Source organism: Chitinophaga filiformis (assembly GCF_021646545.1).
Lineage (GTDB): Bacteria > Bacteroidota > Bacteroidia > Chitinophagales > Chitinophagaceae > Chitinophaga > Chitinophaga filiformis_A.
On record NZ_JAKIRP010000002.1, the window covers coordinates 134,859 to 161,616 of the forward strand.

Genomic DNA, 26,758 nt, shown 5'->3' on the forward strand with positions numbered 1-26,758 from the left:
AAAAGAATTGTTACTATTTTATATGTCGAAAAGATGGAGATTTAACATTGTAATGAAAACCCGGAGCCATTAAAACTGCCGTATAATTTGTATTGGGAAGTACGAATTATATAAACGACGTGATATGAATACACAAGATGCCGAGTTAGTAGTAAGATTAATAGAAGATGATGTAAGCGCCTTTGATGCCCTGTACTGGAAATATCACCAGGCAGTCTATCGAAATATTTTCAAGTTTGTTAAGGAACCCATTGCAACAGAAGATATTTTGCAGGAAGTCTATGCCCGCCTGTGGGAAAAGAGAAAGGACATTAATGCCGGCCAATCCGTTGCCGGATGGTTGTTTGTGATCAGCTTTAACCTCTCGGTGGACTACGTCCGGAAGAAACTGCGCGAACATACTTTTCACAAAGAATTATATAACCTGAATATTGAAGGCAGCAATTGGGAGGACAATCCGGCTGCCTATGAAGAACAATATCGTTTACTGGAAGATGCCATTTCCCAGCTTTCTCCCAAGAAACAGAAGATTGTTACTTTATGTAAACTCGAAGGCAAAACATACGATGAAGTAGCGGAAGAACTGAAAATTTCAAGGAACACCGTTAAGGAACATTTATCTATAGCGATGACCCGGATCAATGAGTACGTACAGAAGAACAAGGAACACAAATATGTGCTGCTGCTCCTGCTGTTCATGAAAAATTAGTTCGTAAACCATAATGGACTGTCATTGACAGAGAATGTAAATGCCATAGAACCAGTGGCAGGACCGTTATATAATTAAATATATATGGAGAAACCAACCAGAGTAGAGTAAGACACATTATAAATAAGAATATGTAATATTTCTCGTAAACGCACCCACCCACATCCTGTGGGTCGCCGTATTTAGGGTAAATAATCATCAAAATAGTGCAGAACAGGAAGGAATACCTCAAGCAACTGTTGCATCAAAAGGAGTGGAAACAGGAAGACCGGGATTGGCTGCTGCAGTATTTGAATGAAAACGATCTTACAGACCTGCAGGAAGTTGCAGCAGAAGCTTATGATGCTGACCTGCTCAACACAGATCCTGTCCTGGAAAGAGAACACTCAGAGCGTATACTGGAAAAGATCCATCAGCGCATCAGCGCCCGCAGGCAACCGGAACCTGTTGTGAGAAGGATCAGCTTCAGTCGCTGGAAAGTAGCCGTTGCTGCTATCATTATCCTGATAGCAGGGGCAGGCATCCTGGGCCTGCTCAGAAAACCCGTAAAACAGCTTTCAGTTACATCCGGGACACAACGGAAAACAGTGACATTGCCTGATGGTTCGGTCGCTTACCTGGAACCGGGAACAACTTTGAAGTATACCGGCAACTATGGAAGAAAAGAACGTAATGTAACGCTTACAGGAGAAGCGCTGTTCAAAGTACAAAAAGATGATAAACTCCCTTTTATAGTTGCTTCATCGCTGATCAGCACTAAAGTACTGGGTACTTCCTTTAATATGGAAGCAAAGAACGTAACAGAGGCAAGAGTAGTAGTACTGACAGGCATGGTACAGGTTGAAGCAAAAGGAGAAGAAGATCAGAAAGATAAAGAGGTGATCCTCACTGCCAACAAAAGAGCGGTATATAACAGTAACACGCATTTGCTGGAAATGTCTGACGCCACCGACGATGCAAGGTTTTATTCGCAGAAGCAGCAGGGACGGTTTATTTACGATGGAGAGGAAATAATAAAAGTAGTAAACGACCTGGAAAGGTATTACAATATAGAAATTAAAGTAGACGGAAGGATACAACACTGTGCATTTTACGGAGATGTAAACATTGTGGATGACCTGGAGAAGGCACTCGATCTGATCGCAGTGTCGCTGAACGCCAAAATCAATAAGGATAAAAATGGAAACGGCTATGTAATTGCCGGAGGTAACTGTCATTAGACAAAAAGACACAACTAACAGTTAACCTGCCTGATACCTTAAGTAAATGTACTGAGCATACCCAAAGTATGCTAGCCAGCTTGTTTTTGACCAGTTTATAAATATTGCACACAACCAAACTAAATCGACTTATGACGACTCAGGAAAGAACGCCATCCGGTTAACTATATCCTATAAAGTTAACTCAGTAAAAAAACATGTACTGCACCGCAGCTGGTGCCCTATTGCCCTGGTCTCGCAAGGACCGGTAATGGGATCTCTATTTCCCGAACTGAACCAAAATCAAATCATAACCGATGCTCAAAAAGGCGACCCTATCCCTTCACCTGATAACGCTCGCACTACTCGTGTTGCTACAAACCATCACAGTGCCGGCAGCTGCTTCAGGAATACAGGATGCCCTCGACAAAAAGATATCACTGGAATTGAAGAATGTGTTATTGAAAGAAGCACTGGACAAGATCGGAAACCTCGCAGAAGTATCTTTCATCTATGCAGGCAACAAGATAATAGTAGCCAACAAAGTAGATGTCAGCGCACGCAATGAAAAAGTGGGCGATCTGTTGAAGAAATTGCTGAAGCCCTTGTCACTATCCTATACGGTCCTTTATGACCGCATCGTGATCCGGCCCGTTGAAAAAAAAATGGACAACCTGACCGTTCCGGAAAACGACCGGCAGGTAAGCCAGCGCACACAGGACGTAAAAGGTACAGTGATGTCTCCTAAGAATGAAGCCCTGCCCGGCGTAGCCATCCTCATTAAAGGCACTACCCGTGGTACCACCACCAATGATAAAGGTGCTTTCGAACTGAAGAACGTTCCGGCCGACGCTATACTGGTATTTAACCTTACCGGTTACCAGCAGCAGGAAATAAGTGTTGCAGCTTATAAGAGTGGTGTCATCAATGTACAGCTGCAGGAGAAAACAACCAAACTGCAGGAAGTAGTGGTAACAGGTTTCCAGGATATCGATAAGAGCAAATTCACCGGCGCCTCCGCCCGTATTAAAATGGATGAAGCGAAGATTGACGGTATGGCAGATGTAAGCCGCATGCTGGAAGGGCGTGTGGCCGGTGTAGCCATTCAGAACGTGTCCAGCACATTCGGTACCGCTCCGAAGATCCGCGTACGTGGCGCTACCTCTATCAATGGCGATAACAAACCATTGTGGGTAGTAGATAACGTGGTGCTGGAAGATGTAGTGAATATCTCTAACGACCAGCTGTCCAGCGGCGACCCTACCACCTTGCTCGGCTCTGCAGTGGCGGGCCTGAACCCGAACGATATCGAAAGCTTCGACATCCTCAAGGATGCGGCAGCTACCGCACTGTATGGTGCACGCGCCATGAACGGTGTAGTGGTGATCACGACCAAAAAAGGACGCGCCGGCGCTAAACCGGTTGTTACCTACAGCGGCAACTACAGCACACAGCTGAAGCCTAACTATAGCAATTATAATATCATGAACTCCGCCCAGCAGATGTCAGTACTGGCAGAGCTGGAGCGGAAGGGCATGCTCACTTCCGATATTCTCTCCCGTGGAGATATAGGCGTGTATGGTAAGATGTATGAAATGCTGAATGCGGATGACAACGGAAATTTCCCGCTGGAAAATACACCCGCTGCCAAACGTCAGTTCCTGCTGCGATACGCTTCCGCCAATACAGACTGGTTTGATATTCTCTTTAAGACCAGCTTTATCCAGGAACATTCCCTCAGCATATCTTCCGGTACAGATAAAAGTCAGTCTTACTTCTCAACCAGCTATTACCATGATAATGGCTGGACCGTTGCCGATAAAGTAAGCCGTTACACACTCAATTTCCGTAACAACTATAAGCTCTCTGACAGGGTCAGCACAGGTTTCTCTGTACTCGGTTCTGCACGTCAGCAAAGAGCGCCCGGTGCACTCACCCGTACCAGCAACCCGGTAGAAGGCCAGTATGACCGCGATTTTGACATCAATCCATTCAGCTATGCCCTGAATACCAGCCGTACCTTAACAGCCTACGACGAGCATGGTGAACTGGAATATTTCAGGAGGAATTATGCGCCCTTCAATATCATCAATGAATCGGCCAACAATTACCTGAACCTGAGTATGATGGACCTCCGTCTCCAGGGCGACTTCTCCTGGAAGTTGGCTAAGAACTTACGTTATGAATTTGTAGGCGCCCTGCGCTATGTAAAGTCTTCCCGTGAACACCAGATCACCGAGAACAGTAACATGGCCAATGCTTATCGCGCTGCCGACAATGCCACCATCGCAGAGAACAATAAGTTCCTTTACCGCGATCCTGCCAATCCGGACGCATTACCGGTCATCGTGCTGCCTTATGGTGGTTTCTACAACCGCACAGAAGATCAGCTCATCAACTTCGACTTCCGCAACAGCTTAAACTATAATGCTACTATCGGCGATCGTCACAGCCTGACAGCCATGATAGGACAGCAGGTAAAATATGCAGACCGCCAGAATTCATCCAACACCGGTTACGGTTACCAGTACAATAATGGCGGTGTACCTTTTACAGACTACCGGATCCTGAAGCAAACTATCGAGAGCAGTTTTCCTTACTACGGCATGAGCAAGGACTATGACCGCTTTGCTGCCTTCTACGCCACTGCTACCTATGCTTACAACAATAAATATAACCTGACAGGTACGACCCGCTATGATGGCTCCAACAGACTGGGAAGGTCGAGCACAGCACGCTGGCTGCCCACCTGGAGCGTATCGGCTTCCTGGAACGTTGACAGGGAAGCCTTCATTCAGGACCTGGGTTGGGTAGATTACCTGGCGCTCAGGGCCAGCTACGGACTGACCGCCAGCATGGGACCTGCTACTAACTCTAACATCGTATTCCAGACAATTAACAGCAAGAGAACACATCTCGATGAAGTGGAGTCAGTGATCAAGATCGCTCACCTGCAGAATGATGACCTGACCTGGGAAAAGCTATACACGACCAATATCGGTCTGGATGGTACACTGTTCAACAGAAGGCTCAATTTCACGATCGATGCGTACAGCCGTAAAAGCTTTGACCTGATCAGCATCATCAAAACTTCCGGTATCGGTGGTGAAACTTTTAAAGCAGCCAACTATGCCGACATGAACTCAAAAGGTGTGGAAGTGCTGGTAGGTGGTGATGTGATCAAGAAGAAGGATTGGGGCTGGAAAACCAATGTAACATTCGGTTACAACACCAACAAGATCACCAATGCCAAGAACATCCCCAGGATCTTTGACCTGGTGGTAGCAGAAGGTGGCAACAAAGAAGGTTATCCCGTAAGAGGTCTTTTCTCTCTCGAATATAAAGGGCTGGACCCACACACAGGCACGCCGCAGTTTGTGAACCAGCATGGTAATACAAGCAAAGACGTATTCCTGCAGGACCTGAACACATCTCACCTGGTATACCAGGGACCGGTTGATCCTCCGGCAACAGGTGGATTCTCGAACACCTTCCGCTACAAAGGTTTGTCCATGAACATATTCGTGACTTACCAGTGGGGTAACAAGATCCGCCTGTATCCTGCTTTCAAGACAGCATATTCTGATCTGGATGCGATGCCGAAAGAGTTCTATGACCGCTGGATCATGCCGGGAGATGAGAAGGAAACACAGACGCCATCCATCCTCGACGGACTGGAGCAGGTAATGCTGGGCGGCGCTTATCCTTACAACAATTACAACTACTCCACCGCGAGAGTGGCAAAAGGAGATATGATCCGTCTGAAAACAGTATCACTCACCTGGCAGTTGCCCGCTACGCTGTTGAAAAGAACCGCGCTTAACAATGTCACACTGACCGGTGCGGCTATTAACCCATGGCTGATCTATTCAGACAAGAAACTGAGAGGACAGGACCCCGAGTTCTTCAACACAGGTGGTGTAGCCCAGCCTATACAAAAGCAATTCACTCTATCACTAAAAGTAGGTCTCTAAATAAACATGGTTATGACGAAATTTTTCACAAGGGTAGCAGTCATAAGTGGCTGTCTGATAACCATAGCCGGATGTAACAAATACCTCGACAAATCTCCGGATAGCAGCTGGACAGAACTGGATACCCCTGCCAAGGTATCACAGCTGCTGGGTACTGCCTATCCGCAGGCCAACTATATAGTTTTTGCAGAAGCGATGACTGATAACGTGGAAGATAAAGGCGCCGGTGTGACCGACAGGACTAACCTGGACCCTTATTTCTTCAATGATGTATCAGCTACAGAACAGGATTCTCCCGAATACTACTGGCAGGCATGTTATACGGCTATTGCAGCCGCCAATAACGCATTAAAAGCATGTGAGGCAGCGGCCGATACCAGCCGTTACACTGCACAGAAAGGAGAGGCACTGGTGGCCAGGGCATATGCACATTTTATGCTGGTAACCTTTTTCTCCAAATTCTATGATGCAACAACTGCTTCCAGTGATCCCGGTATTCCTTATGTAACAGAACCTGAAAAAGTGGTGATGAAACAATATGAGCGTAAGACGGTGGCTTATACGTATGACATGATAGAAAAAGATCTGCTGGCGGGTATGCCGCTGATCAGTGATGATAACTATGATGTGCCACGTTATCACTTTAATAAGTCGGCCACTTATGCTTTCGCTACACGGTTCTATCTCTTTAAGAAGGACTATCAGAAAGTACTGGAGTATGCTAACAAGGTATTTCCCAACAATGACCTGGCCAGCAATATGCGCCCCTGGAACACTACTTATAAAACAATGACCCCCGCAGTGATCTGGGATACTTATGCCAGGGCTTCTGAGAAAGCCAACCTGCTGCTGGTGGAAACACAATCACTGTATGGCCGTTATGTGGCGCAATACAGATACGGACTGACTTACAACATCCAGCAGCAGATACTGGGCAGTAATGTAACAGGTGGGTCTTTTGCTTATCCATTATACTACTATGGCACCAGAGATTACTTCGTGCCTAAGCTGACAGAATACTTCGTAAAGGCATCTGTAAATGCTACAATTGGTGATCCTTATGTAATGGTGCCGCTGTTCACTACAGAAGAAGTATTGTTCAACAGGGCAGAGGCTAATGCTTATCTGGGTAATAACAATGATGTGCTGGCAGATCTGAACCTGTTTGCCAGCAAACGTATCACCAATTACAGCGTTTCTACCCACCGCATCACTACCACGAAGATCAGGAACTACTATGGCATCTCAGATGTAAAGAACGGTTTGTTACAGACCATACTTGACCTCAAACGTGCTGAATTCGTACAGGAAGGACACCGCTGGTTTGACATTCAGCGCTATAAGGCGCCTGTGACGCATTATACGGACAAAGGCGAACAGATGGTACTGCAGGCAGACGATAAACGCCGTGTGTTGCAGATCCCTTTATCGGCCACTACCTCCGGTATAGCCCTGAATCCCAGATAATCTCAACCGTAAAAAGAACGCATAAATATGAAACATATAAAAATATTCTTCTTGCTGTTTGCAATGGCGGTATTGGCTGCCTGCTCAAAAGGAGATGATGATCTCAGTGGTGTGCAAGACATCCCGGGCCTGGGTGGCGATACCTGGGTTCCGGGATCTTTAGATGCCTGGTTGCACGATACGATGACTGTTCCTTACAACATTGAAGTAAAATACAAATGGGACCAGTTTGAGTTTGATGTGACCAAAACCCTGGTGCCACCCCGCGAAGAAGTGGTAGTCCCTGCTATCAGGGCCATCAAGAAAGTGTGGATCGATAATTACATCAATGCCGCAGGTGAAATTTTCTTCAAGAAATACAGCCCTAAGTTCTTCATCCTGTCAGGCAGCGCCAGCTGGAATGACAATGGTACCATCACGCTCGGTACTGCAGAAGGAGGCCGTAAAGTAGTGATGTACCTGCTGAACGATTTCCGTACCAAAGATATGCCTGGTTATACCAAAAGAGACACCGGAAATGTGAAACAGATCTTCCATGTCATCGAACATGAATTTGGCCACATCTTGCATCAGACAAAAATGTATCCTCCTGAATTCAAGAAGATCTGCGCCGGCTATTATACCGGTAACTGGAACAATATCGCTGATACGACAGCCCGCAAAGACGGCTTCGTAACAGCGTATGCCATGTCAAACGAAAATGAGGACTTCGTTGAAATGATCTCCATGATGCTGATAGAAGGAAAGGCGGGTTTTGACAGGATCGTGAACAGCATTCCGGAAGGATACAGTGTGAACGGCTCTTCCCAGGCGCAGGCCAAAGACAGGTTAAGACAGAAAGAAGCGATGGTGGTAAACTATTTTAAAGCGGCTTACAACATTGATTTCTACAGTCTGCAGGACAACACCAGAAAATCTATCGTACAACTGCTGTACTAGGTAAGGCTTTATCAACCAGATCAATTTCGAACTCATTATGAGAAAAAATCTATCATTATATTTTTTACTGATTATCGTTGCAATTGCTTCCTGCCGGAAGTATGACGATGTTTTTGATAAATCTCCGGACACCAGGATCAATGAAACGCTGGCAGCATATAATGATGCGTTGACAGGTGCTCCCTACGGGTGGCGGGCGCTTGTATATCCTTCCGGTTTACCCAATACAGCATTCGGGTTCTATTTCAAATTTGATACCGCCAACAGGGTGGATATGTTTTCAGACTTCGACTCTTTGTCGTCCGTTACTGTAAGAAAAAGCAGTTTCCGTCTGAAGTCATTACAGCAGCCATGTCTGTTGTTTGACACTTACTCCTATATCCACGTGCTGTGCGATCCCGATGCCAGTCAGAACGGTGGCTACTATGGAAAAGGATTATTCTCTGACTTTGAATTTGCGATAGATGGTATCTATGGCGACACTATAAAACTTACAGGACGTCTGAATGGCAGCAAGGCCATTCTCGTTAAAGCTACCTCGCAGGAGGCACAGGATTATTACGATAAAAAACGGAACTGGGAGTTCAATAATATTTCCCGGTTCCTTACTTATTTCAAACAGCTGACCGTAGGTGACAACAAGTATGATATCTATGTTGACAAGCTGTATCGCCAGATCACTTTCGTACGTCCTGACGCTAATGATGTAAAGACCATTACGGCCAATTACTATTTCGATGGTAACGGTGTCTCATTCTCAAGCCCCTTCCGTGATGGCGCGCTTACCTTTTCATCGTTTGCGGATATTAAGTGGGATCGCGCCGGACAAAAAATGACGATGAAAGCAGGTGAGCATACTGCTGTTGTCACCGGTGTAATTAAACCACAGGTGTTGGATCTGAACGCAGGGCGACGCTGGTACAACCAGGCTGCGTCAACAGGTTCTTACTGGACTTCTACGACAGGGTTCCATGTCAATGGTGTAGATGACGCCTACAACGTGTCCGGTATTGCAGGTTTCCGTTTTATGTTCTATTACCCCAATTATGGTGAAGGATATGACTTCGCCGGTATTGTACCGGATGGTTATGCCTATGGTCCGGCGTTTACGCCCACATTCAGATCCAATGGTACTACCACTTTTGCATATCCCGGTGGAGGTTGGGGAGAGATTCCCGACGCCGCAGCTGCTACTATGAGCCTTATTGTTACCAAATACCAGGAAAGTGAAGGATTCTACTTCGTGCAGACAGGCAATACTTCCTTTGATATGGTGAATGTAAAGGATGCCCGTAGCTGGATCAGCTGGCAGCAATAATATCATCACCCTATCATTCATCCAAGAAAGAAATATTTAAAACAAACAGCCATGAAAAATCAGCCTGTTTCTGTATTATACAAGGCTTCTTTATACCTGGTCATACTGTTGTTGTCTGTCCTCCGCCTTTCGGCACAGGTAGATATCACGATCGGGTCCAATAGCGGGGCCAATACCAGCTCGGCATATCCCTGCCCGATACAGGATTATTACGAAGGTTCCAGGGCACAGTATCTGTACCGGGCCAGTGAACTGATAGCTGCAGGCATGCAGCCAGGGTTTATTAACGCAGTGAAGTTCACTGTGAATAGTCTGAACAGCGCCAGTATTATAGACGGATACACTATTAAGCTCGCCACTACCGCGAAGACCACCCTGGATGCGAATGCCTGGGAACCTTCCGGTAATGCAGTATTTGGCCCTGTGAACTATCAGGTGGTTACAGGTGTAAATAGCTTCCCGGTATTACCCACGTTCTTCTGGAATGGTACGGACAACCTGTTGGTGGAAGTGTGTAACGGAGGCAATGGATTTACCGGGAACCCGAGTATAAGATGGACAACAGGACTGAGTTTTAATGGTTCTCATACTTACAGGAGTGATGGTCTGGGTAGCCTCTGTGGTACCGCTACTACGAGCAACTCCGGTACAATGACCACCCGTCCCGATATTATACTGAACTATACACCGGCTGCTGCATGTGCCGGCGTGCCGGAAGCAGGTACGACTGCTACTACGGCAACTACTGTATGCGGCGGTAACAGTTTCACACTAAGCCTCACCGGCAATACTGCCGCTACAGGACTGACCTACCAATGGCAATCTTCAACTGACAATACCAACTGGACAGATATTCCCGGTGCTAATACTGCTTTCCTGAACAGGACACAGTCGGTGAGCACTTACTACCGTTGTGTGGTAACATGTACCGGCAGCGGCAGCAGTGATAACTCTACCGCTGTACAGGTAGTAAGCCCGGCACTCGTTCATGGCTGGTTCACCATTGATAAGAATTCCCCAGCCGGTAACGGTAACTTTACTTCATTCAATGCTGCTTATGATTATATCAAATGTGGCATAGATGGCCCTGTTGTATTCAACGTAGCAGCAGGCAGCGGTATATATGACGAGCAATTGATCATCACAGCGGTGAGTGGTGCTTCTGCAACCAATACGATCACCTTCAACGGTGCTGGCCAGACCATCACCTACCTTCCTACCAAACAGTCAGAGTCTGCTGTGATCAAACTGAATGGTGCGGATTATTTTACTTTCAATAACCTGAAAATAGTGCCCAAAGGAACTACCTCTTCCCAATGGGGCTTCGGCGTTCAGCTGATCAATGATGCAGACTTCAATACGATCGACAGTTGTATTATTCCTGTACAGCAAACGCTTACTTCTTCTTCCTACGCCGGTATCGTAGTCAGTGCTTCCGATACCGACCCGGTTGGCAGGGGAAATACCAGTTGCGACGATAATATTTTCAGTTATAACACCATTACAGGCGGTTATTACGGCATTACCCTGGTAGGTAGCTCCTCAGTAGCCAACCAGCGGAATAAAGTATTAAACAATACCATCAACGAGTTTTATAACAGGGGTGTCTATGTACATGGCGCATTTAATGCCATCATAAAGAACAACACCTTTAGCAGGGGGACACGTTCCAGTGTGACCACCTTCACTGCAATTGGTCTCACAGACCTGAGCACAAAAGTGGTAATAGATGGTAACCGCATCAGCAATCCATTCGGTGGCGCCCTCACCAACACTTCAGCTTTCTATGGCATCTTCCTGGAAAATGTAGACGCAATAACCGGCCTGGAAAATGAAGTGATCAATAACCTGATCTACGGCCTGAATGGTAATGGTATCCGTTATGGTATTTATAATAGCGGCTCCAGCAACGTCAGGATCTATCATAATACCATCTCGATGGATGGTACATCTACTACAAACACTTCCTCTTCAAGAATAGCTGGATATAACCAAAGCTCTACTGCTGCAGGAGTGGAATTCATCAATAACATCATTACGCTGACAGGAACATCGAATATCTCACAATACGGTATTTACTTCGGTACTGCTTATCCCACAAGTGATGTTATCTCCGATAAGAACGACATCTTCATCAATCCACTGGCAACAAACAAGCACACCGGCTTCTATGAAAAGAACCTGCCTACCTTGAGCGAATGGCAAACTGCCAGCCAGCAGGATGCAAACTCCTTCGCGGTAAATCCTTTCTACCAGGATATTGCTGCAGGTAACTATTCTGCTACCAGCGCCATGCTGAATAACAGAGGTGCAGTAGTGAATGTGGCCATAGACATCAATAATGCAACACGTAATGTGAGTGCGCCCGACCTCGGAGCATATGAGTTCACACCTCCTCCCTGCGTAACGCCTCCTACAGGTGGTACTGCACAGGTGAGCAAGCCGGTAGTGTGTGCAGGTAACCAGGTGGTGTTAAGTCTGACGGGCAACACGATGGGAATGTCACAAACCTATCAGTGGCAGTATGCCACCACCGCCGCTGGTCCTTATACCAACCTGGGAGCTCCGTCTGAATACGCTGACAGCACCATCACCGCAACAAGCACCCTGTATTACAGAGCGGCACTGACCTGTGGTGTAACTACGGGTTATTCTGCACCTGTGTTACTGACAGTGAACAATGCATTGCCAGGCGGCACATATACGATCGATAAAAACACTCCGGCCAGCGCTACCAACTTTGTCAGCTTCAATGCTGCCAAAGAGGCCATGCTGTGCGGTATTAGCGGACCGGTGATCTTTGACGTCGTAGCCGGCCGTACAACTTATGAAGAACAGCTGATACTGGATTCTATTCCGGGTACTTCCGCCATCAATACCATTACTTTCAACGGTAATGGCAACACGATCCATTTCAGTGGTGATAACACAGCGGAAAGAGCGGTGATCAAACTGCGTAAGGCAGATCATATCACCTTCGACAGCCTGAGAATAGATGCAACTGGTACAGGGGGATTTGGTTATGGCGTTCAGCTGTTCAATCATGCCGACAGCAACACCATTACCAGGTGTGAGATCATTGTAAAAGCGGATGCAACAGGCACCCAGTACAATGGTATTGTTGTGAGCTCTTCTGATCAGGATGCAGATAACTCCTCAGGTAACAACTGGTGTGATGCCAACGTATTCAGTAAGAATAAAATTACCGGTGGATACTATGGTATCACCCTGACAGGTATCAGCAACAACGCAACAAAGAACAATGTGGTGATAGGAAACAAGGTATTGGATTACTACAGCGCAGGTATCAAAGTAAGATACAGCTCCAATACCCAGATAGCGGAGAATACCATCGACCGTCCGACCCGTCAGAACCACGACTGGAGTGTATATGGTATCTCGCTCGGCGGACGTGCTGACTGGGCCAAGATTGCCCGCAACAAGATAGCGAATGCTACGCCGCAGGTGGATGATTATACCTACTATGGTATTGCACTCGACAACCTGGACATTGAGGAGACAAAGCCGGATACAGTGGTGAATAACATCATCTATAGCATGAACAGCACTGGTACCCGTTACGGTATCTATGTGAGCTGGACCGGCAACATCGTTGTAACACACAATACTGTATCTGTTGACCGTGCAGGAAGTAATCAGACATGGACCGGTTCTACAGGCGCGTATATCAACTCCAGCGACAATATTAAATTCACTAACAACAATATCACCGTAACCAGTACAGGCACCGGTCCGAAACATGCGATAGAGATAAGTGGCGGAACCGTTTCCCACCAGTATAACAACTACTTCGTAAAAGCCGGCGGTACAGAAAACTACACCGGCGACTTCAACGGAGAGCGCAGAACACTGGCCGACTGGAAAACAGGGACAGGTCAGGATACTGCTGCAACAGACTATGATCCTATCTATACAGACCTCGTTGGTGGTAACCTGTCTCCATTGTTCTATAAGATGGATAACACAGGCACACCGGAAGGTATTGCTATTGACATCCTGGGTAAGCCAAGAAGTGCGACCACACCAGACGTAGGCGCGTATGAAATAAGCATGCCGCTTTGCCAGACGCCTATCAACGCCGGTAAAGCAGTCGTGACTCCTAACTCCGGCATCTGTATGGGTACGATGGTGTCGCTCGATCTGATAGATAATACAACGGCCGGTAAACTAACTTACCAGTGGCAGGCTTCCTACTCCGCAACCGGCCCATGGATCAATATCAGCGACACAGCATTTATCCCGGCATTTAAAACAGAACTGGGTACTAACAACTATTTCCGTTGTCAGCTGGTATGTAGCAATACAGATACTGCATGGTCGGTAGTGGCTTCAGTAAACATGAATCAGCCACTCATCAAAGGGGTCTACACTATCAACCCAACCGGTACAGGCAACAGGAACTTTACTTCATTCAAAACAGCGGTAGCAGCAATGGAGTGTGGTATTGCCGGTGAAGTGATCTTTGACGTGGTACCGGGTACTTATACAGAACAGGTGTACATGCACCGGATTCCAGGCGCATCAGATACCAGCCGTGTAACCTTCCGCAGTCAGAATGGTAATCCGGCTTCTGTTACACTGACCTTTGCAGGCACTGCAGCTAATAACTATGTACTGAAGCTCGACAGCGCCAGCTACATTACCTATAAGAACATCACCATTACTGCCGGCAACGCTGCTAACGGACGCGCAGTGGTATTTGACGGTACTGCTATCAAAGACAGCCTGCTGAACAACAATATAAATATGCCTGCTGTGACTGTGGATAATACCGATGCAGTAGGTGTGTTTGCAGAAGATTTCATCGGCGGTAATATCGCTATCATCGGCAACACTATTAAGAATGGCGCCAGCGCGATCCACTTCTCCGGTCTTTCTGATGTGGAGCAGGTGCGTGGTCTGATAATAGACAGCAATAAGGTAAGCGGCATGTATGCAAGCGGTATCCATATCAGTAATGTGACCCGTCCGGTGGTGACAAGGAACGAGATTGATATCAAAGATCCGCTGGCTGCATCAGTTTACGGTATCATGCTGTATCATGGTGATACTGCTTACAGGGTAAGCAACAATACCATCACTATCAGTAATACAAGCGGTTCAATATGGGGTATTAACCTGCAAGATTGCCAGGCTTCAGCTGCTGCTACCGGCCTGGTAGAAGCGAATAAGATAGCAGCGGTGACAGGCAACACCGGCATGATCTGGGCACTGGCCAACAACTCGTCTACTTACAACACTACTGTAAACAACGTGATCAGTGTGAAGACGACAGGCGCCGTAGCTTATGGTCTGTACAGTAACCAGGGTAATAATATCAACTACTATAACAACTCTGTATACAACGTTTCCACAGCAGTTGGCGCCAATGTAGCGGGATACTTCTCCCACACGAATGCTACTGAAGGCAACGTCAGACTGCGTAACAATATCTTCACCAATGAAGGTGGCGGTGTGGCAGCAGAATATGTATACAGCGACTTTATTAACAGCGATTACAATACTTATTATACAACAGGCCCGGTACTGATCTCAAGAAGTGGTACAAGTGATGATTATGATAATCTGACAGACTGGATCGCTGCTTCTGACCTGGATATCAGTTCCATTGTACACAAACCTGCCTTTGCAAATACAACTACACTGGAACCTGAACTGAGCAACCCGGATGTATGGGCCATCCATGGCCGTGGTGTGCAGATAGCAGGCAACGATCATGATATCAACAAACAAACCAGACCCGTTACCCTGACAGCAGGTGTGCCTGATATGGGCGCTTATGAATTCCTGCCAACGGCACAACCGACAGTACTGCAGGCTATCCCTGCCACACCAGCTCCTGGTATCACCCAGCAGTTCCTCTACGGTTCTGACACTGTAGCGAAGATCACCTGGGATCCTAATACCGCCGTACCAACAGGCATCACCCTGAAACGTTACTCCGGTGTGGTACCGCCAAACCTGGCTCCGGGTACACCTTTCATGTACTTCTACACAGACGTGGATGTAACTGGTGGCGGTGCATACAAATTCAACCTGGAACAGTTCTACGTAGATTCCTGGCTGGGTTACCTGGACAGAGAAAAGAACATCCGCCTGGGCAGAACAGATGCTGCCAATACCTGGATCATCAATGATAGCAGTACAGTAGATGTGGCAAGGAATATCATTGCAGATACAGCCCTACAATATCTCGACAAATTCACTGGCTTGAGAGGTAACCTGATATTCGAACCTTCAGGTCCTGCCAGTGCAGATACTTCTAATATCGGTACCCGCTTCTGGGTGGCTTATGGTCACGACAGGTCTTTCATGACCAACAATAACCAGAACCTCGCTCTTTACCTGGTAGCCGGACAAACAGACGCACACGTAGTAGTGAAAGTAAATGGTACCGCATGGGGTAAAGATTACCTGGTACCAGCCAACACGTCACTGACTACCGACATGATACCTAAGTCAGGATTGAGCGATGCGCGTCTGACAGGTGAAGGCTTATATCCTTACGGTATCAGTATCGAGAGCGATGCGCCAATAACAGCATATGCGCATCAATACAGCTCACAGACTGCCGGCGCCACCTTGCTGATGCCTGTAGGTACCTACGGATATGAATACCGTCCGATGTCAGCCCGCCAGGCTGGTGATGCGAATTCCTTCTCCTGGTTCTACATCATTGCTGATAATGACAGTACAGTAGTAGAGATCACGCCATCACAGGCAACCGTTGGCGGACATGCCGCTGGCCAGCCGTTCACCGTGACGCTGAACAGGGGAGAGGTGTACCAGGTGTTGGGTGCGATGAAAGATGTGGATGAAGGCAATGATCTCTCCGGTAGTATCGTACGCGCAGTACAGAATACAAATGGTAAATGTTATCCGGTAGCAGTATTCTCCGGTAATAGTTACAGCGCTTTCGGTTGCGGCGGTACTACAGGTGGATTCGGTAGTGATGGTGATAATGTGGTGCAGCAAAATCAGCCGGTACAATCGTGGGGTAAGACCTTCATGACAGCGCCAGCTTCCGGTATGGCCGATCCTGTGCGCCTGATGACAAACATCTACCGTGTACTGGTGAAAGATCCTGCTACCGTGGTGACAAGGAACAACACACCGCTGACTGGCCTGATCAACAACAGCTATTACGAATTTGAAAGTAAGACTGCCGATTATATCGTGGCTGACAAACCGGTAACTGTGGCGCAGTACTTCACTATCGATGGCTCCTGTAACAATGCACCGGGAGGTGACGTAGACATGGTGTACATCACACCGGTAGAGCAGGCCATAAAGAAAGCGACCTTCTACCGTAACAATGAGGCCAATGTTCAGTACAACTTCATTACACTTGTTATCCATAAGCAAGGCCTGAACTCCCTGTTAATAGATGGCAGCAATGCATTCAGTTACTCTTACAATCACGCGAACAGACCAAACTATGTAGTGATCACAAAACGCTGGAGCGCAGGTGATGCCCTGAGCACTGTGACGAGCGATTCTGCCTTCACCGCTATTACTTATGGTTTCGGTACGGACGTAAGTTATGTATACAACGTAGGCATGCAGATCAGGAACCTGAATGTGCAGCCTGCCATTACCAACGTACACAACGGAACAGGCAATAAGAGCGCCTACACCTGTGCGAAAACACCGTTCCGCCTCACTGCGCTGCTGCCAGTGGTACCAGCTACGCTGACATGGCAACTGAGCCAGGTGGCGAACCTGCAACCTGCTACAGATGTGGTGACAAACAACCCGGTACCTGTGGATACACTGGTGATTGATGGTCAGACATACTACAAATATGAGATCGCTACTGATTACACCTTCACTGCTCCTGGTACTTACCAGATCCCTGTGAAAGTGACAAACCCTGATATCGCCAGCTGTGATAACAGTATCACCACTTACCTGCCGGTAAAGGTGATTGCCGCGCCACTGGTTGATTTCTCTATCAGTTACAACGGATGTATCAGCGATATCGCTGTATTCAACGGAACAGCAGTTACTGAAAACAATGCAGCGATCACTAAATGGCAATGGACATTCGGCGATGGCACTACAGCAAATACCCGTAGCATCACCAAACAGTATGCAGCTGCCGGTAGCTATGCCGAAAAACTGCAGGTGATCACGAAAGATGGTTGTGTAGGCGATACTGTGAAAACGATCGAAGTGAGTGAACCGGTAGCAGCTACGCTCAATGCCGACACACTGAGGATCTGTGCACATACCGATGCCACCTTCTCCGTACAGAACCCTGATCCGAACGCTTCTTACAATTGGTACAATGCCGCTACAGGTGGTGCATTGATCAAAGCAGGAGCTACGCTTGAAATAAAAGACGCTACAAGTGCTGCGGTATACTATGTAGAAACAACAAAAGGTGGTTGTGCCGGTCTGGCGCGTACACCTGCGGTATTACTGGTGTTACCGCAACTGGCCACCCCTGTGCTCAGAGTAGATTCAGTAGGTGTGGATCTGATCCGCTTCACCTGGAATGAGATCAGCGGAGCGGCGGGTTACCTGGTATCTACAGACAATGGCGCTACCTGGATCACACCATCTTCCGGTGCGCAGGGCCTGGAGCATGTAATAAGAGGTCTTAAACCACAGCAGTCAGTAACACTGCTGGTGAAGGCTACCGGTTGCGAGGATAAAGTGTCCCAGTCAGTTACCGGTAAAACATTGCCAGACGGTGTATATATCCCTTCAGGCTTCTCACCAAACGGAGATGGATTGAACGATGTGTGGAAGGTATATGGTGCAGTGGTAAGAGAGCTCCATTTCATGGTGTTCAACCAGTGGGGTGAGAAGATATTCGAATCCAACAGTCAGAACCTCGGATGGGATGGTAGTTATAAAGGCAAGGCACAGCCTTCCGGTGTATACATCTACATCTGCAAACTGAAATTGGCTGATGGTACCTCGGTAGACAGAAAAGGTACGCTCAACCTCTTGAGGTAATATAAAAAATGGTTTTATGGAGAAATGGACATTGCTTTTAACCAGACAATTCTTTGCTTGCTATTGCTCTCCGCCTTCGGGCGGGGGCACTGGCAGCAGGAAGTTGTTCCTCAGCAGCCTGACAGCTACATTGTTCATCCTGCTGACTTGTTTGCAAACCTATGGTCAGAACTTATCCAACAGAGGTAAAAGCTTCTGGGTGGGATATGGCCATCACCAGTTTATGGAGCCCAACAGGGGCAATTCTCAGGAAATGGTCTTGTACCTCAGTGCAGAAGAACCCGCAAATGTAACGGTAACCATAGATGGCACTACCTGGACAAGATCTTACAGCATCCCTGCCAACACTGTTATTGCTACAGACCAGATTCCCAAAACAGGGACCTTCGATGCGAGGTTATATTCCGTACCGCCTACTTTCGGTGGTACAGGAGGAGAGGGGCTCTTTATCAAAAAAGGGATCCACATTGTAAGTGATGTACCCATTGTAGCGTATGCACACATCTACGGATCAGCATCTTCGGGTGCTACCATGCTGATGCCTGAAGAAACATGGGGGTATTATTATGTATCGCTGAACAGCCAGCAGGACTACGATTTTGACTGCTTCTCCTGGATGTTTGTGGTAGCGAAAGATAACAATACCCGGGTAGAGATCACACCCTCTGTACCCACCCGTAACGGTAAACTGCCTGGTGTGCCTTTCACGGTTACATTGAACAGGGGAGAGATCTACCAGGTGATAGGTGCATCCTTAGGCGGCAGTGCCGGTCACGAAATGACAGGTACTACGGTAAAGTCTATTGCCAACGCAAATGATACCTGTTTCCCTATAGCGGTATTCTCCGGTAGTAGCCGTACTACGCTCGCCTGTGCCGGTAATTTCGGTTCCAGTGGCGACAATAACATCCAGCAGGTCTTTCCTTCCCAGGCATGGGGAAAACGTTATCTCACCGCGCCTACTTCTACCGATAACACGGCGGGTAGTTTTATGACCAATCCTTACAAGGTGGTGGTGAAAGATCCTACGACGATCGTGAAGCGTAATGGTGTGCAGCTCACCGGTCTTAAGAGCAATTCCTACTACGAATTTGAAAGTAATACACCCGATTATATAGAATCAGACAAACCTGTTCTCGTTGCCCAATATATGGCCTCCACCGGCGCCTGTCCCAATACAGGGGGTGATGGCGACCCGGAAATGGTATACCTCAGTCCCGTTGAGCAATCCATTAAAAGAATAGGTTTTTACAGGAACAACAGGGAAAGCATCCGGGTGAACTATCTCACCATGATCATTCCTACAAAAGGTACAGAAACACTGACGATCGATGGACAGAAGAACGCATGGACCGTTGCCATTCCCCATCCTAATAAACCCGGTTATTCAGTGGTTATAAAAAGATGGAACGCTGGTCAGGCGCAGGCCATTGTACAAAGTGATTCTGCATTCACGGCTGTTACCTATGGTTTAGGTTCTGTGGAAAGTTATGGTTACAACGCAGGTACGCTCATTAATAACCTGAATGTAATAGGTGTTATTCACAATGAACAGGATACCTCCTCTTATAAGAACGAATTTACCTGTACGCAAACACCTGTGGAACTGTCGGTACTCCTGGCATACAAGCCAACGGAGATGCAGTGGAACATCAGCAAGCTGGGGAACATGATCACGCCCAATGCTGATGTAACATTAACCAATCCTCAGCCTACGGGAGAAGAACTGGTGAATGGCGTACCCTATTATAAATACACTTTACCGGGTACGTATCTCTTCAGTACAATTGGTACTTACGAGATACCCATTACTAATACACACCCCAGCATTGAAAAATGTGATCATAAAGAAGAAGTAAAGATCACCGTAGATGTTAAGCGTAAGCCAACAGCCTCCTTTAAAATTGATTTCACGGGTTGTACCATGGATACGGTGTACTTCAAGGGCGACAGCAGCGGTAATGGGTACGAAATAGACCGCTGGAAATGGGTGTTCCCCGGAGCGATACAGGATAGCGGCGCATTGGTGAAACGCAGGTTCCCGGTAGGCCAACAGAATATACAGCTGAGTGTGATCTCTAAAGAAGGCTGCCTGGCAGATACTATTATTCCGGTGATAGTGGCAGCGAAGCCAGTAGCTGATTTTACTACTGTACCTGCCGCCATTTGTGAGGGTGGAGGTATCAGCCTGACGGATCAATCTACCTATGGTGGTACAGCTCCAATGAAGAACTGGTACTGGAACTTTGGAAATGATACTACTGCATCCCTGGATAAAGCAACTGCGCAAACAGCACATTATTCGAAATACGGCACCTATACAGTGTCGCACGTTGTAAAGGTGAGCGAGCTGTGTGTGAGTGATACTGTGAAGAAGCAGGTACAGGTTAATGCGAAACCGGTATTGGGCTTTACTTATCCGAAGAACTGCCTGGAAGTAGATGGTCTTGTACAGTTCAATAGCACAACGACTGTACCCGACGGACAGGCTATCAGCACTTATGCGTGGAACTTCGGCGATGCCAATGCGACGCCACAGAATCCCAACACATCTGCTGTAGCCAATCCACAACACAACTATACAAGCTTCGGCACTTATAATATTAAATATACTGTTACCACTGCTCAGGGCTGTACAAAAGACACGACGGTGTCTGCAACATTCAACCTGAAGCCCCGTCTGGTATTCGCAGCACTGCCTGCAGTGTGTGTGAACGATAAGCGGGTGATATCGGTAGCAAAAGGAAGCGTAACGAACGGCGTGACAGGTACCGGTACTTATAAAGGCCCGGGTGTGTCTTCCACTGGTGTATTTAATCCGCTGACCGCAGGGGCAGGTACGCACACGGTTTGGTATGTGTTCACCACACAGGCTGGTTGTACCGATTCCATCTCTGCTACTATTACTGTGCATCCGAAGCCACAACCTGCATTCGCAGCCAACGAGGATATCTGTCTTGGAGAAGCAGTGAATTTCGCAGACCAGTCGACCGTTGCTACGGGTACCATCACTAACTGGAAATGGTTCTTTGGAGATGGTACTAACGAAACACGTACAGATAATATTCCTTTCAACAGGACCTACACTGCCTGGGATACATACGATGTGAAACTGGTAACAGTAAGTAACAACGGCTGTATCAGTGATACCGCTTCAAAGACGATCGCAGTGCATGCTATACCGGTTACGGACTTTGGCTTACCAACCAGCATCTGTATGCCTGAAGGTACTGCGCGATTCACGAATATGTCTACCATACCTGACAATGCTGGTCTGACCTATCAATGGGCCTTCGGCGACGGTGGCGTATCTACCATGGCATCTCCGGTTTACAATTATCGCACGGCAGGTTCATACACCGTCTCATTGACCACCACTTCAATACATGGTTGTACTTCGACGAAAGAAAAGGTGCTGGATGCCTTCTTTACGCAGCCACAGGCCGACTTCACCGTTGCACCGGATACACTGTGTCAGGGAGCTGACAATATCTTCACAGACAGAAGCGTAGACGACAATGACGATATCGTTTCATGGGCATGGACCTTCGGCGATGGAAGTGGAGCGACAGAACAAAACCCCGTGAAGCGTTACAGTCAGCCAGGTGACTACCCCGTACAGCTGGTAGTGGCCAATGGTGCGGGTTGCGTATCTGAACCGTTCACCAGTAATGTGGTAGTATACCTGCAGCCGGTGATAGATGCAGGACAATCCTTCATCGTACCACAGGGCACGCTGGTAACATTTAACGCCACTGCCAATGATTCTACGGTACTTAAATTCCGCTGGACACCGCCAGATGGTCTGTCTGATCCTACTGCGCTGCGACCAACCCTGCAGGCGATGGAAGACCAGGTATATACACTGACGGCAATAGGAGAGGGAAGTTGTACCGCCGTAGATGAACTGTCAGTGAAAGTATTCAAACCCGTAAAAGTGCCTAATGCATTTTCTCCGAACGGCGACCAGATAAATGATCGCTGGGAGCTGACTAACCTGTCGGAATATGCAGATTGTACGGTGGAGGTATTCAACCGTTACGGACAGCGTGTGTACTATTCAGAAGGTTATAAAACGCCATGGGATGGTACTTATAAAGGCCATCTGTTGCCACAGGCTACTTACTACTATATCATAAAACTAAAGAATGGATTTGCACCACTAACCGGGTACGTAGTCATTTTACTTTAACAACCGCTAAAAATATCGACCAAAATGAGAAATATACTATCTATCATCCTGGTATTGCCCTTTCTGATCTTCACAGGGAATACAGCAACAGCGCAGACCGATCCGCATTTTTCCCAGTATTATGTGTATCCGGCATGGCTTAACCCGGCGCTGACCGGTGCATTTGATGGCCAATATCGTATCTCAGCCATCTATCGTAATCAATGGGGGAACATCAGCGATCCGTTCTCAACCTACGGTGTAGCTGCTGATTTCACCACGAACAAGCAGTTCAATTTCGGCGCCAGTGTACTGAACCAGAAGGCCGGCGATGGTGGTTACAACTATACCACCGCCTATGGAAGTGCTTCTTATACCGGTGTACGTTTGGGTGCAGCGGGTACACACAGGGTCGTGTTCGGTTTACAGTTCGGCATGATCCAGCGTAAGTTCGACGCTTCCAAGCTCACCTTCGGTGATCAGTGGAATCCTATCACCGGTTACAATCCCGGTACACCCAGCGGTGATGCCTTCAGCAGAACATCCTCTACCTCATTTGATGCAGGCGCCGGTGTATTGTATTACGATGCGGAGCCAGGAAAGAAGTATAACCTCTTTGGTGGTTTCTCTGTATCACATCTTACACGTCCTACAGACCAGTTCAGCAAGAACGGTGATGCCCGTTTCCCAATGCGCTTTACAGGCCATGCAGGTGTGAAGCTTGCTATTACAGATGTGATCAGCGTAACGCCTAACCTGCTGTACCTGAGACAGGGCAATGCAGAAGAGAAGATGGCCGGTGCTTACGGGCAGCTGTTTGTAAATCCTATGACAGATGTATTGCTGGGTGTGAATTACAGGTTCAAAGATGCAGTATCTACACATGCAGGTTTTACCTACAAGAACTTTACGCTTGGTGTAAGTTATGACATCAATACATCTGAGCTGAGCAAGATGGCCAGGGGTTCCAACAGTTTTGAACTGTCGCTCACCTTCATCGGCAGAAAGCTTTTCCGTTCACAGGAAGTGGAGTTTGTTTGTCCGCGTCTCTAACCTGAACCTTCATCCATCAAACGTATCAAAAGAAAAACATGAAACATATCTTTCTTACAGCAGTATTGTTTTCAGCGGTTACCATAAGCAAAGGACAGGTTGCTTATAACTACCTGCGGTCTGCTGACTATTATTACAAGAATGCAGAGTATAGTTCTGCAGCGCCGTATTATGAGAAGTACCTGGCAGGTGCCAGGAAGATTGTAAGTGACGCTGCATACCGGCCTTATAACACGCAGCCTTCTGCAAAGAAATCGCTGGCCACAGTAAGCACCGAGCAACAGGCTATCTATAAACTGGCAGAAAGCTACCGCTTGCTGCATGATTACAGCAAGGCAGTGCCCTGGTATGCAGAAGCAATGGAGTTTGATAAAGCAGCCTTCCCGCTGGCGCCTTATCATTATGCAGTAGCCCTGCGTGCGCTGGGAAGACATGAACTGGCTGAAAAAGCATTTACTTATTTCCTGGAATCATATACACTGCAGGATACTTACCGCGAAACAGCACAACGCGAATTGCAGAACCTCCGCTTCATCATCGCAGAGATGGGCAAGCCTGATCTGAATATGTATAAGGTGGAGAAAGCGCCTGAAGTGATCAATCCCATCGGTGCCAACTATGCCCCGGTATGGTTTAAAGACAGTGTACTGGTATTTACCTCCACGAGGCCCGATAAAGGTGCTAAAGGACATGCTTTCGTAAACCGTCTGTACAGCGCCAATTATGCGTCCGGACAACCGGATACGGTTAGCCTGCTGGCCATTGCACAACCAAAGGATGTTGACCAGGGAGTAATTGCATTGAGCCCGGATGGTAATACGCTCTTTATGACACGCTGGACGGTGAAACAGGGTAAGAAGAGCGCAGCGATCTATAGCAGCAAAAAGAGCGGTGATACCTGGAGTGAACCAGCATTGCTGGATACGGTGCTGAATGTACCTGGTTACAGTGCACAGCAGCCGTTTGTAACGCCGGATGGTAAACGTCTTATCTATGCCAGCGACAGACCAGGTGGTGTTGGCGGTTTTGACCTGTGGGAAGCAGAACTGAATGGCGAAGGAACACCTTTCTTTACAAAGAACCTTGGTCCGGTGATCAACACTGCCTGGAACGAAGAAGCGCCTTATGTACATGCAGCTTCCAATCTGCTGATATTTTCTACGGATGGCAGGGTAGGTATGGGGGGCTTTGACTTCTTCTATGCGAAGGATTCTGCGGGTGCCTGGAGTACACCGGTGAACTTCGGTTATCCTGTGAACTCTGTAAAAGATGATATGTATTTCATCAGCAAAGGTAGTAAAGAGAATATCCTGGAGAATGTCTGGTTATCGTCCGACCGTGCGGCCGCCTGTTGTCTGGAGCTCTTCTCCTTACAGAAAGTAGTGCCACCACCACCACCGCCACCGCCAGCACCAAAACCGGAGCCAACGGTGATTGCGCTGGAACCGCCAACAACAGACGGACCTATTGTACTGGAGAATATTTACTATGACTTCAATATGTCTTATCTGCAGCCCGCGTCTTTCCCGTCATTGGACAGGCTGGTGGCGATGTTGAAAAAGTATCCTGCTATCGTGATCGAACTGAGTGCACATACAGACAGCAAAGGTTCCAATGAGTTGAATGAAAAACTATCTGAAGCCAGGGCGAAGAGCTGTGTAGATTACCTCGTAGGTCAGGGCATTGAATCCAGTCGTCTGCAGTCAAAAGGATATGCCGCTACACGTCCGATAGCGCCTAATACAAATCCTGACGGATCTGACAATCCAGAAGGCCGTGCGCGTAACCGCAGAACGGAGTTCAGGATCATCAGCGGCAGATAAATAAGCTATCCGCACACCACTTAAAAAACAAAAGCTTATGAAAAGAAAACCATTGTTGTTGCTGCTGCTGACGTTGTTGTCGCAGGGGATCTATGCACAGCAACAGCCGCATTATACGCAGTACATCCTGAATCCATTCATCATCAATCCTGCTATAGCAGGTATTGAAAACTACTGGGATGTAAAGGCAAGTCACCGGCACCAGTGGACCGGTCTGAATGGTGCACCGGTTACGACTTACTTAACCGTTCATGGTCCTCTTCGCAAAAGTGATTACCCACAGGCCAGTGTGACTGGTCTGACGCCTCCTGGCGAAAACCCCAGGGGCAGGGCATACTGGCAGGAGTATACCACACCGCCTTCCCATGCAGGGATGGGAGTGACCATTCTGAACGACAGGACCGGCCCATTGAACAGATTCTCGATTAGTGCTACATATGCGCATCACATTCCGCTGTCATCGCGGCTGAATGTAAGTGGTGGTATCTCCATAGGCATGCAATCCGTGTCAGTAGACGCTGCCAAGCTGCAGTTTCAGCAGCCTGGCGATCCCGTGGTAGCTTCCAGCGAGCTGCTTAACAAGTGGCGGCCGGAAGTGAATGCGGGCCTCTTATTGTACGGTGCTGACTTCTATATGGGTGCGGCCGTCCAGAACATCGTTCCCCAGGAAATAGCCTATGATAATGGTAAAGTAGTGGGTGATTCTCTATACAGGGGAAAGCTGGTGCCGCACCTGTTCTTTTCGGGAGGTTACAGGCTCTGGATGACGGATGACGTGAGTGTGTTGCCTTCGGTGATGGTAAGGCTGATCACTGCAGCACCGGTAAGCTATGATGTGAATGCGAAGTTCCTGTACAGGGACCGCTTCTGGTGGGGAGCTTCCTATCGCATCAAAGACGGCTTTGCCGCTATGCTGGGTGTGAATATCAGTTCAACGGTGAATATTGGTTATTCCTATGACTACACTACATCATCGTTAAATACGGTCAGCAAAGGCACGCACGAAGTGCTGATCGGTTTCCTGCTGGGCAACCGTTACGGCGATCTCTGTCCGAGAAACAATTTTTAATCATAGGGATGGAATGACACAATTATAAATTTTTAACAAAAACATCTT

At 47.6% G+C, this 26,758-nt stretch carries 11 protein-coding genes; all 11 read left to right on the plus strand.

Annotated elements, in window-relative coordinates:
* The first annotated feature begins 124 nt into the window (after window positions 1-124).
* The 11 genes from L3C95_RS07005 to L3C95_RS07055 all read left to right on the plus strand — a co-directional run bounded on the left by L3C95_RS07005 (window position 125) and on the right by L3C95_RS07055 (window position 26,710).
* Window positions 125-709: an RNA polymerase sigma factor gene (locus tag L3C95_RS07005; RefSeq protein ID WP_236386108.1), complete on the plus strand. Its 585-nt coding sequence runs from the start codon at window positions 125-127 to the stop codon at window positions 707-709.
* Window positions 710-915: 206 nt separating this feature from the next.
* On the plus strand, window positions 916-1,929 hold the full coding sequence (locus L3C95_RS07010) for a FecR family protein (RefSeq protein WP_236386110.1): 1,014 nt from the start codon (window positions 916-918) through the stop codon (window positions 1,927-1,929).
* Between the two features lie 296 nt (window positions 1,930-2,225).
* Window positions 2,226-5,882, plus strand: a complete 3,657-nt coding sequence (locus tag L3C95_RS07015; RefSeq protein ID WP_236386112.1) for a SusC/RagA family TonB-linked outer membrane protein — start codon at window positions 2,226-2,228, stop codon at window positions 5,880-5,882.
* A 12-nt stretch (window positions 5,883-5,894) separates the two neighbouring features.
* On the plus strand, window positions 5,895-7,349 hold the full coding sequence (locus tag L3C95_RS07020; protein ID WP_236386114.1) for a RagB/SusD family nutrient uptake outer membrane protein: 1,455 nt from the start codon (window positions 5,895-5,897) through the stop codon (window positions 7,347-7,349).
* A 27-nt stretch (window positions 7,350-7,376) separates the two neighbouring features.
* Window positions 7,377-8,288, plus strand: a complete 912-nt coding sequence (locus L3C95_RS07025) for a putative zinc-binding metallopeptidase (protein WP_236386115.1) — start codon at window positions 7,377-7,379, stop codon at window positions 8,286-8,288.
* Window positions 8,289-8,325: 37 nt separating this feature from the next.
* Window positions 8,326-9,606: a DUF4302 domain-containing protein gene (locus L3C95_RS07030; protein ID WP_236386117.1), complete on the plus strand. Its 1,281-nt coding sequence runs from the start codon at window positions 8,326-8,328 to the stop codon at window positions 9,604-9,606.
* A gap of 51 nt (window positions 9,607-9,657) precedes the next feature.
* Entirely contained in the window at window positions 9,658-18,594 is an 8,937-nt protein-coding gene (locus L3C95_RS07035) for a gliding motility-associated C-terminal domain-containing protein (RefSeq protein ID WP_236386119.1), read from the plus strand.
* A gap of 16 nt (window positions 18,595-18,610) precedes the next feature.
* Entirely contained in the window at window positions 18,611-22,786 is a 4,176-nt protein-coding gene (locus L3C95_RS07040; protein WP_236386122.1) for a PKD domain-containing protein, read from the plus strand.
* 24 nt (window positions 22,787-22,810) lie between these two features.
* Window positions 22,811-23,818, plus strand: a complete 1,008-nt coding sequence (locus tag L3C95_RS07045; RefSeq protein ID WP_236386125.1) for a PorP/SprF family type IX secretion system membrane protein — start codon at window positions 22,811-22,813, stop codon at window positions 23,816-23,818.
* A gap of 38 nt (window positions 23,819-23,856) precedes the next feature.
* The gene (locus L3C95_RS07050; RefSeq protein WP_236386126.1) at window positions 23,857-25,641 is read left to right on the plus strand and encodes an OmpA family protein; all 1,785 of its coding nucleotides are present in this window, start codon (window positions 23,857-23,859) and stop codon (window positions 25,639-25,641) included.
* Between the two features lie 37 nt (window positions 25,642-25,678).
* Window positions 25,679-26,710, plus strand: coding sequence for a type IX secretion system membrane protein PorP/SprF (locus L3C95_RS07055; RefSeq protein WP_236386129.1), 1,032 nt, complete (start codon window positions 25,679-25,681; stop codon window positions 26,708-26,710).
* Window positions 26,711-26,758: the final 48 nt, after the last annotated feature.

Excerpts from the sequence above, each read along its gene's own strand:
- L3C95_RS07005 (WP_236386108.1), top strand. The coding sequence starts at position 125 with ATGAATACACAAGATGCCGAGTTAGTAGTAAGATTAATAGAAGATGAT.
- L3C95_RS07015 (WP_236386112.1), top strand. The coding sequence starts at position 2,226 with ATGCTCAAAAAGGCGACCCTATCCCTTCACCTGATAACGCTCGCACTA.
- L3C95_RS07020 (WP_236386114.1), top strand. The coding sequence starts at position 5,895 with ATGACGAAATTTTTCACAAGGGTAGCAGTCATAAGTGGCTGTCTGATA.
- L3C95_RS07025 (WP_236386115.1), top strand. The coding sequence starts at position 7,377 with ATGAAACATATAAAAATATTCTTCTTGCTGTTTGCAATGGCGGTATTG.
- L3C95_RS07030 (WP_236386117.1), top strand. The coding sequence starts at position 8,326 with ATGAGAAAAAATCTATCATTATATTTTTTACTGATTATCGTTGCAATT.
- L3C95_RS07035 (WP_236386119.1), top strand. The coding sequence starts at position 9,658 with ATGAAAAATCAGCCTGTTTCTGTATTATACAAGGCTTCTTTATACCTG.
- L3C95_RS07040 (WP_236386122.1), top strand. The coding sequence starts at position 18,611 with ATGGAGAAATGGACATTGCTTTTAACCAGACAATTCTTTGCTTGCTAT.
- L3C95_RS07045 (WP_236386125.1), top strand. The coding sequence starts at position 22,811 with ATGAGAAATATACTATCTATCATCCTGGTATTGCCCTTTCTGATCTTC.
- L3C95_RS07050 (WP_236386126.1), top strand. The coding sequence starts at position 23,857 with ATGAAACATATCTTTCTTACAGCAGTATTGTTTTCAGCGGTTACCATA.
- L3C95_RS07055 (WP_236386129.1), top strand. The coding sequence starts at position 25,679 with ATGAAAAGAAAACCATTGTTGTTGCTGCTGCTGACGTTGTTGTCGCAG.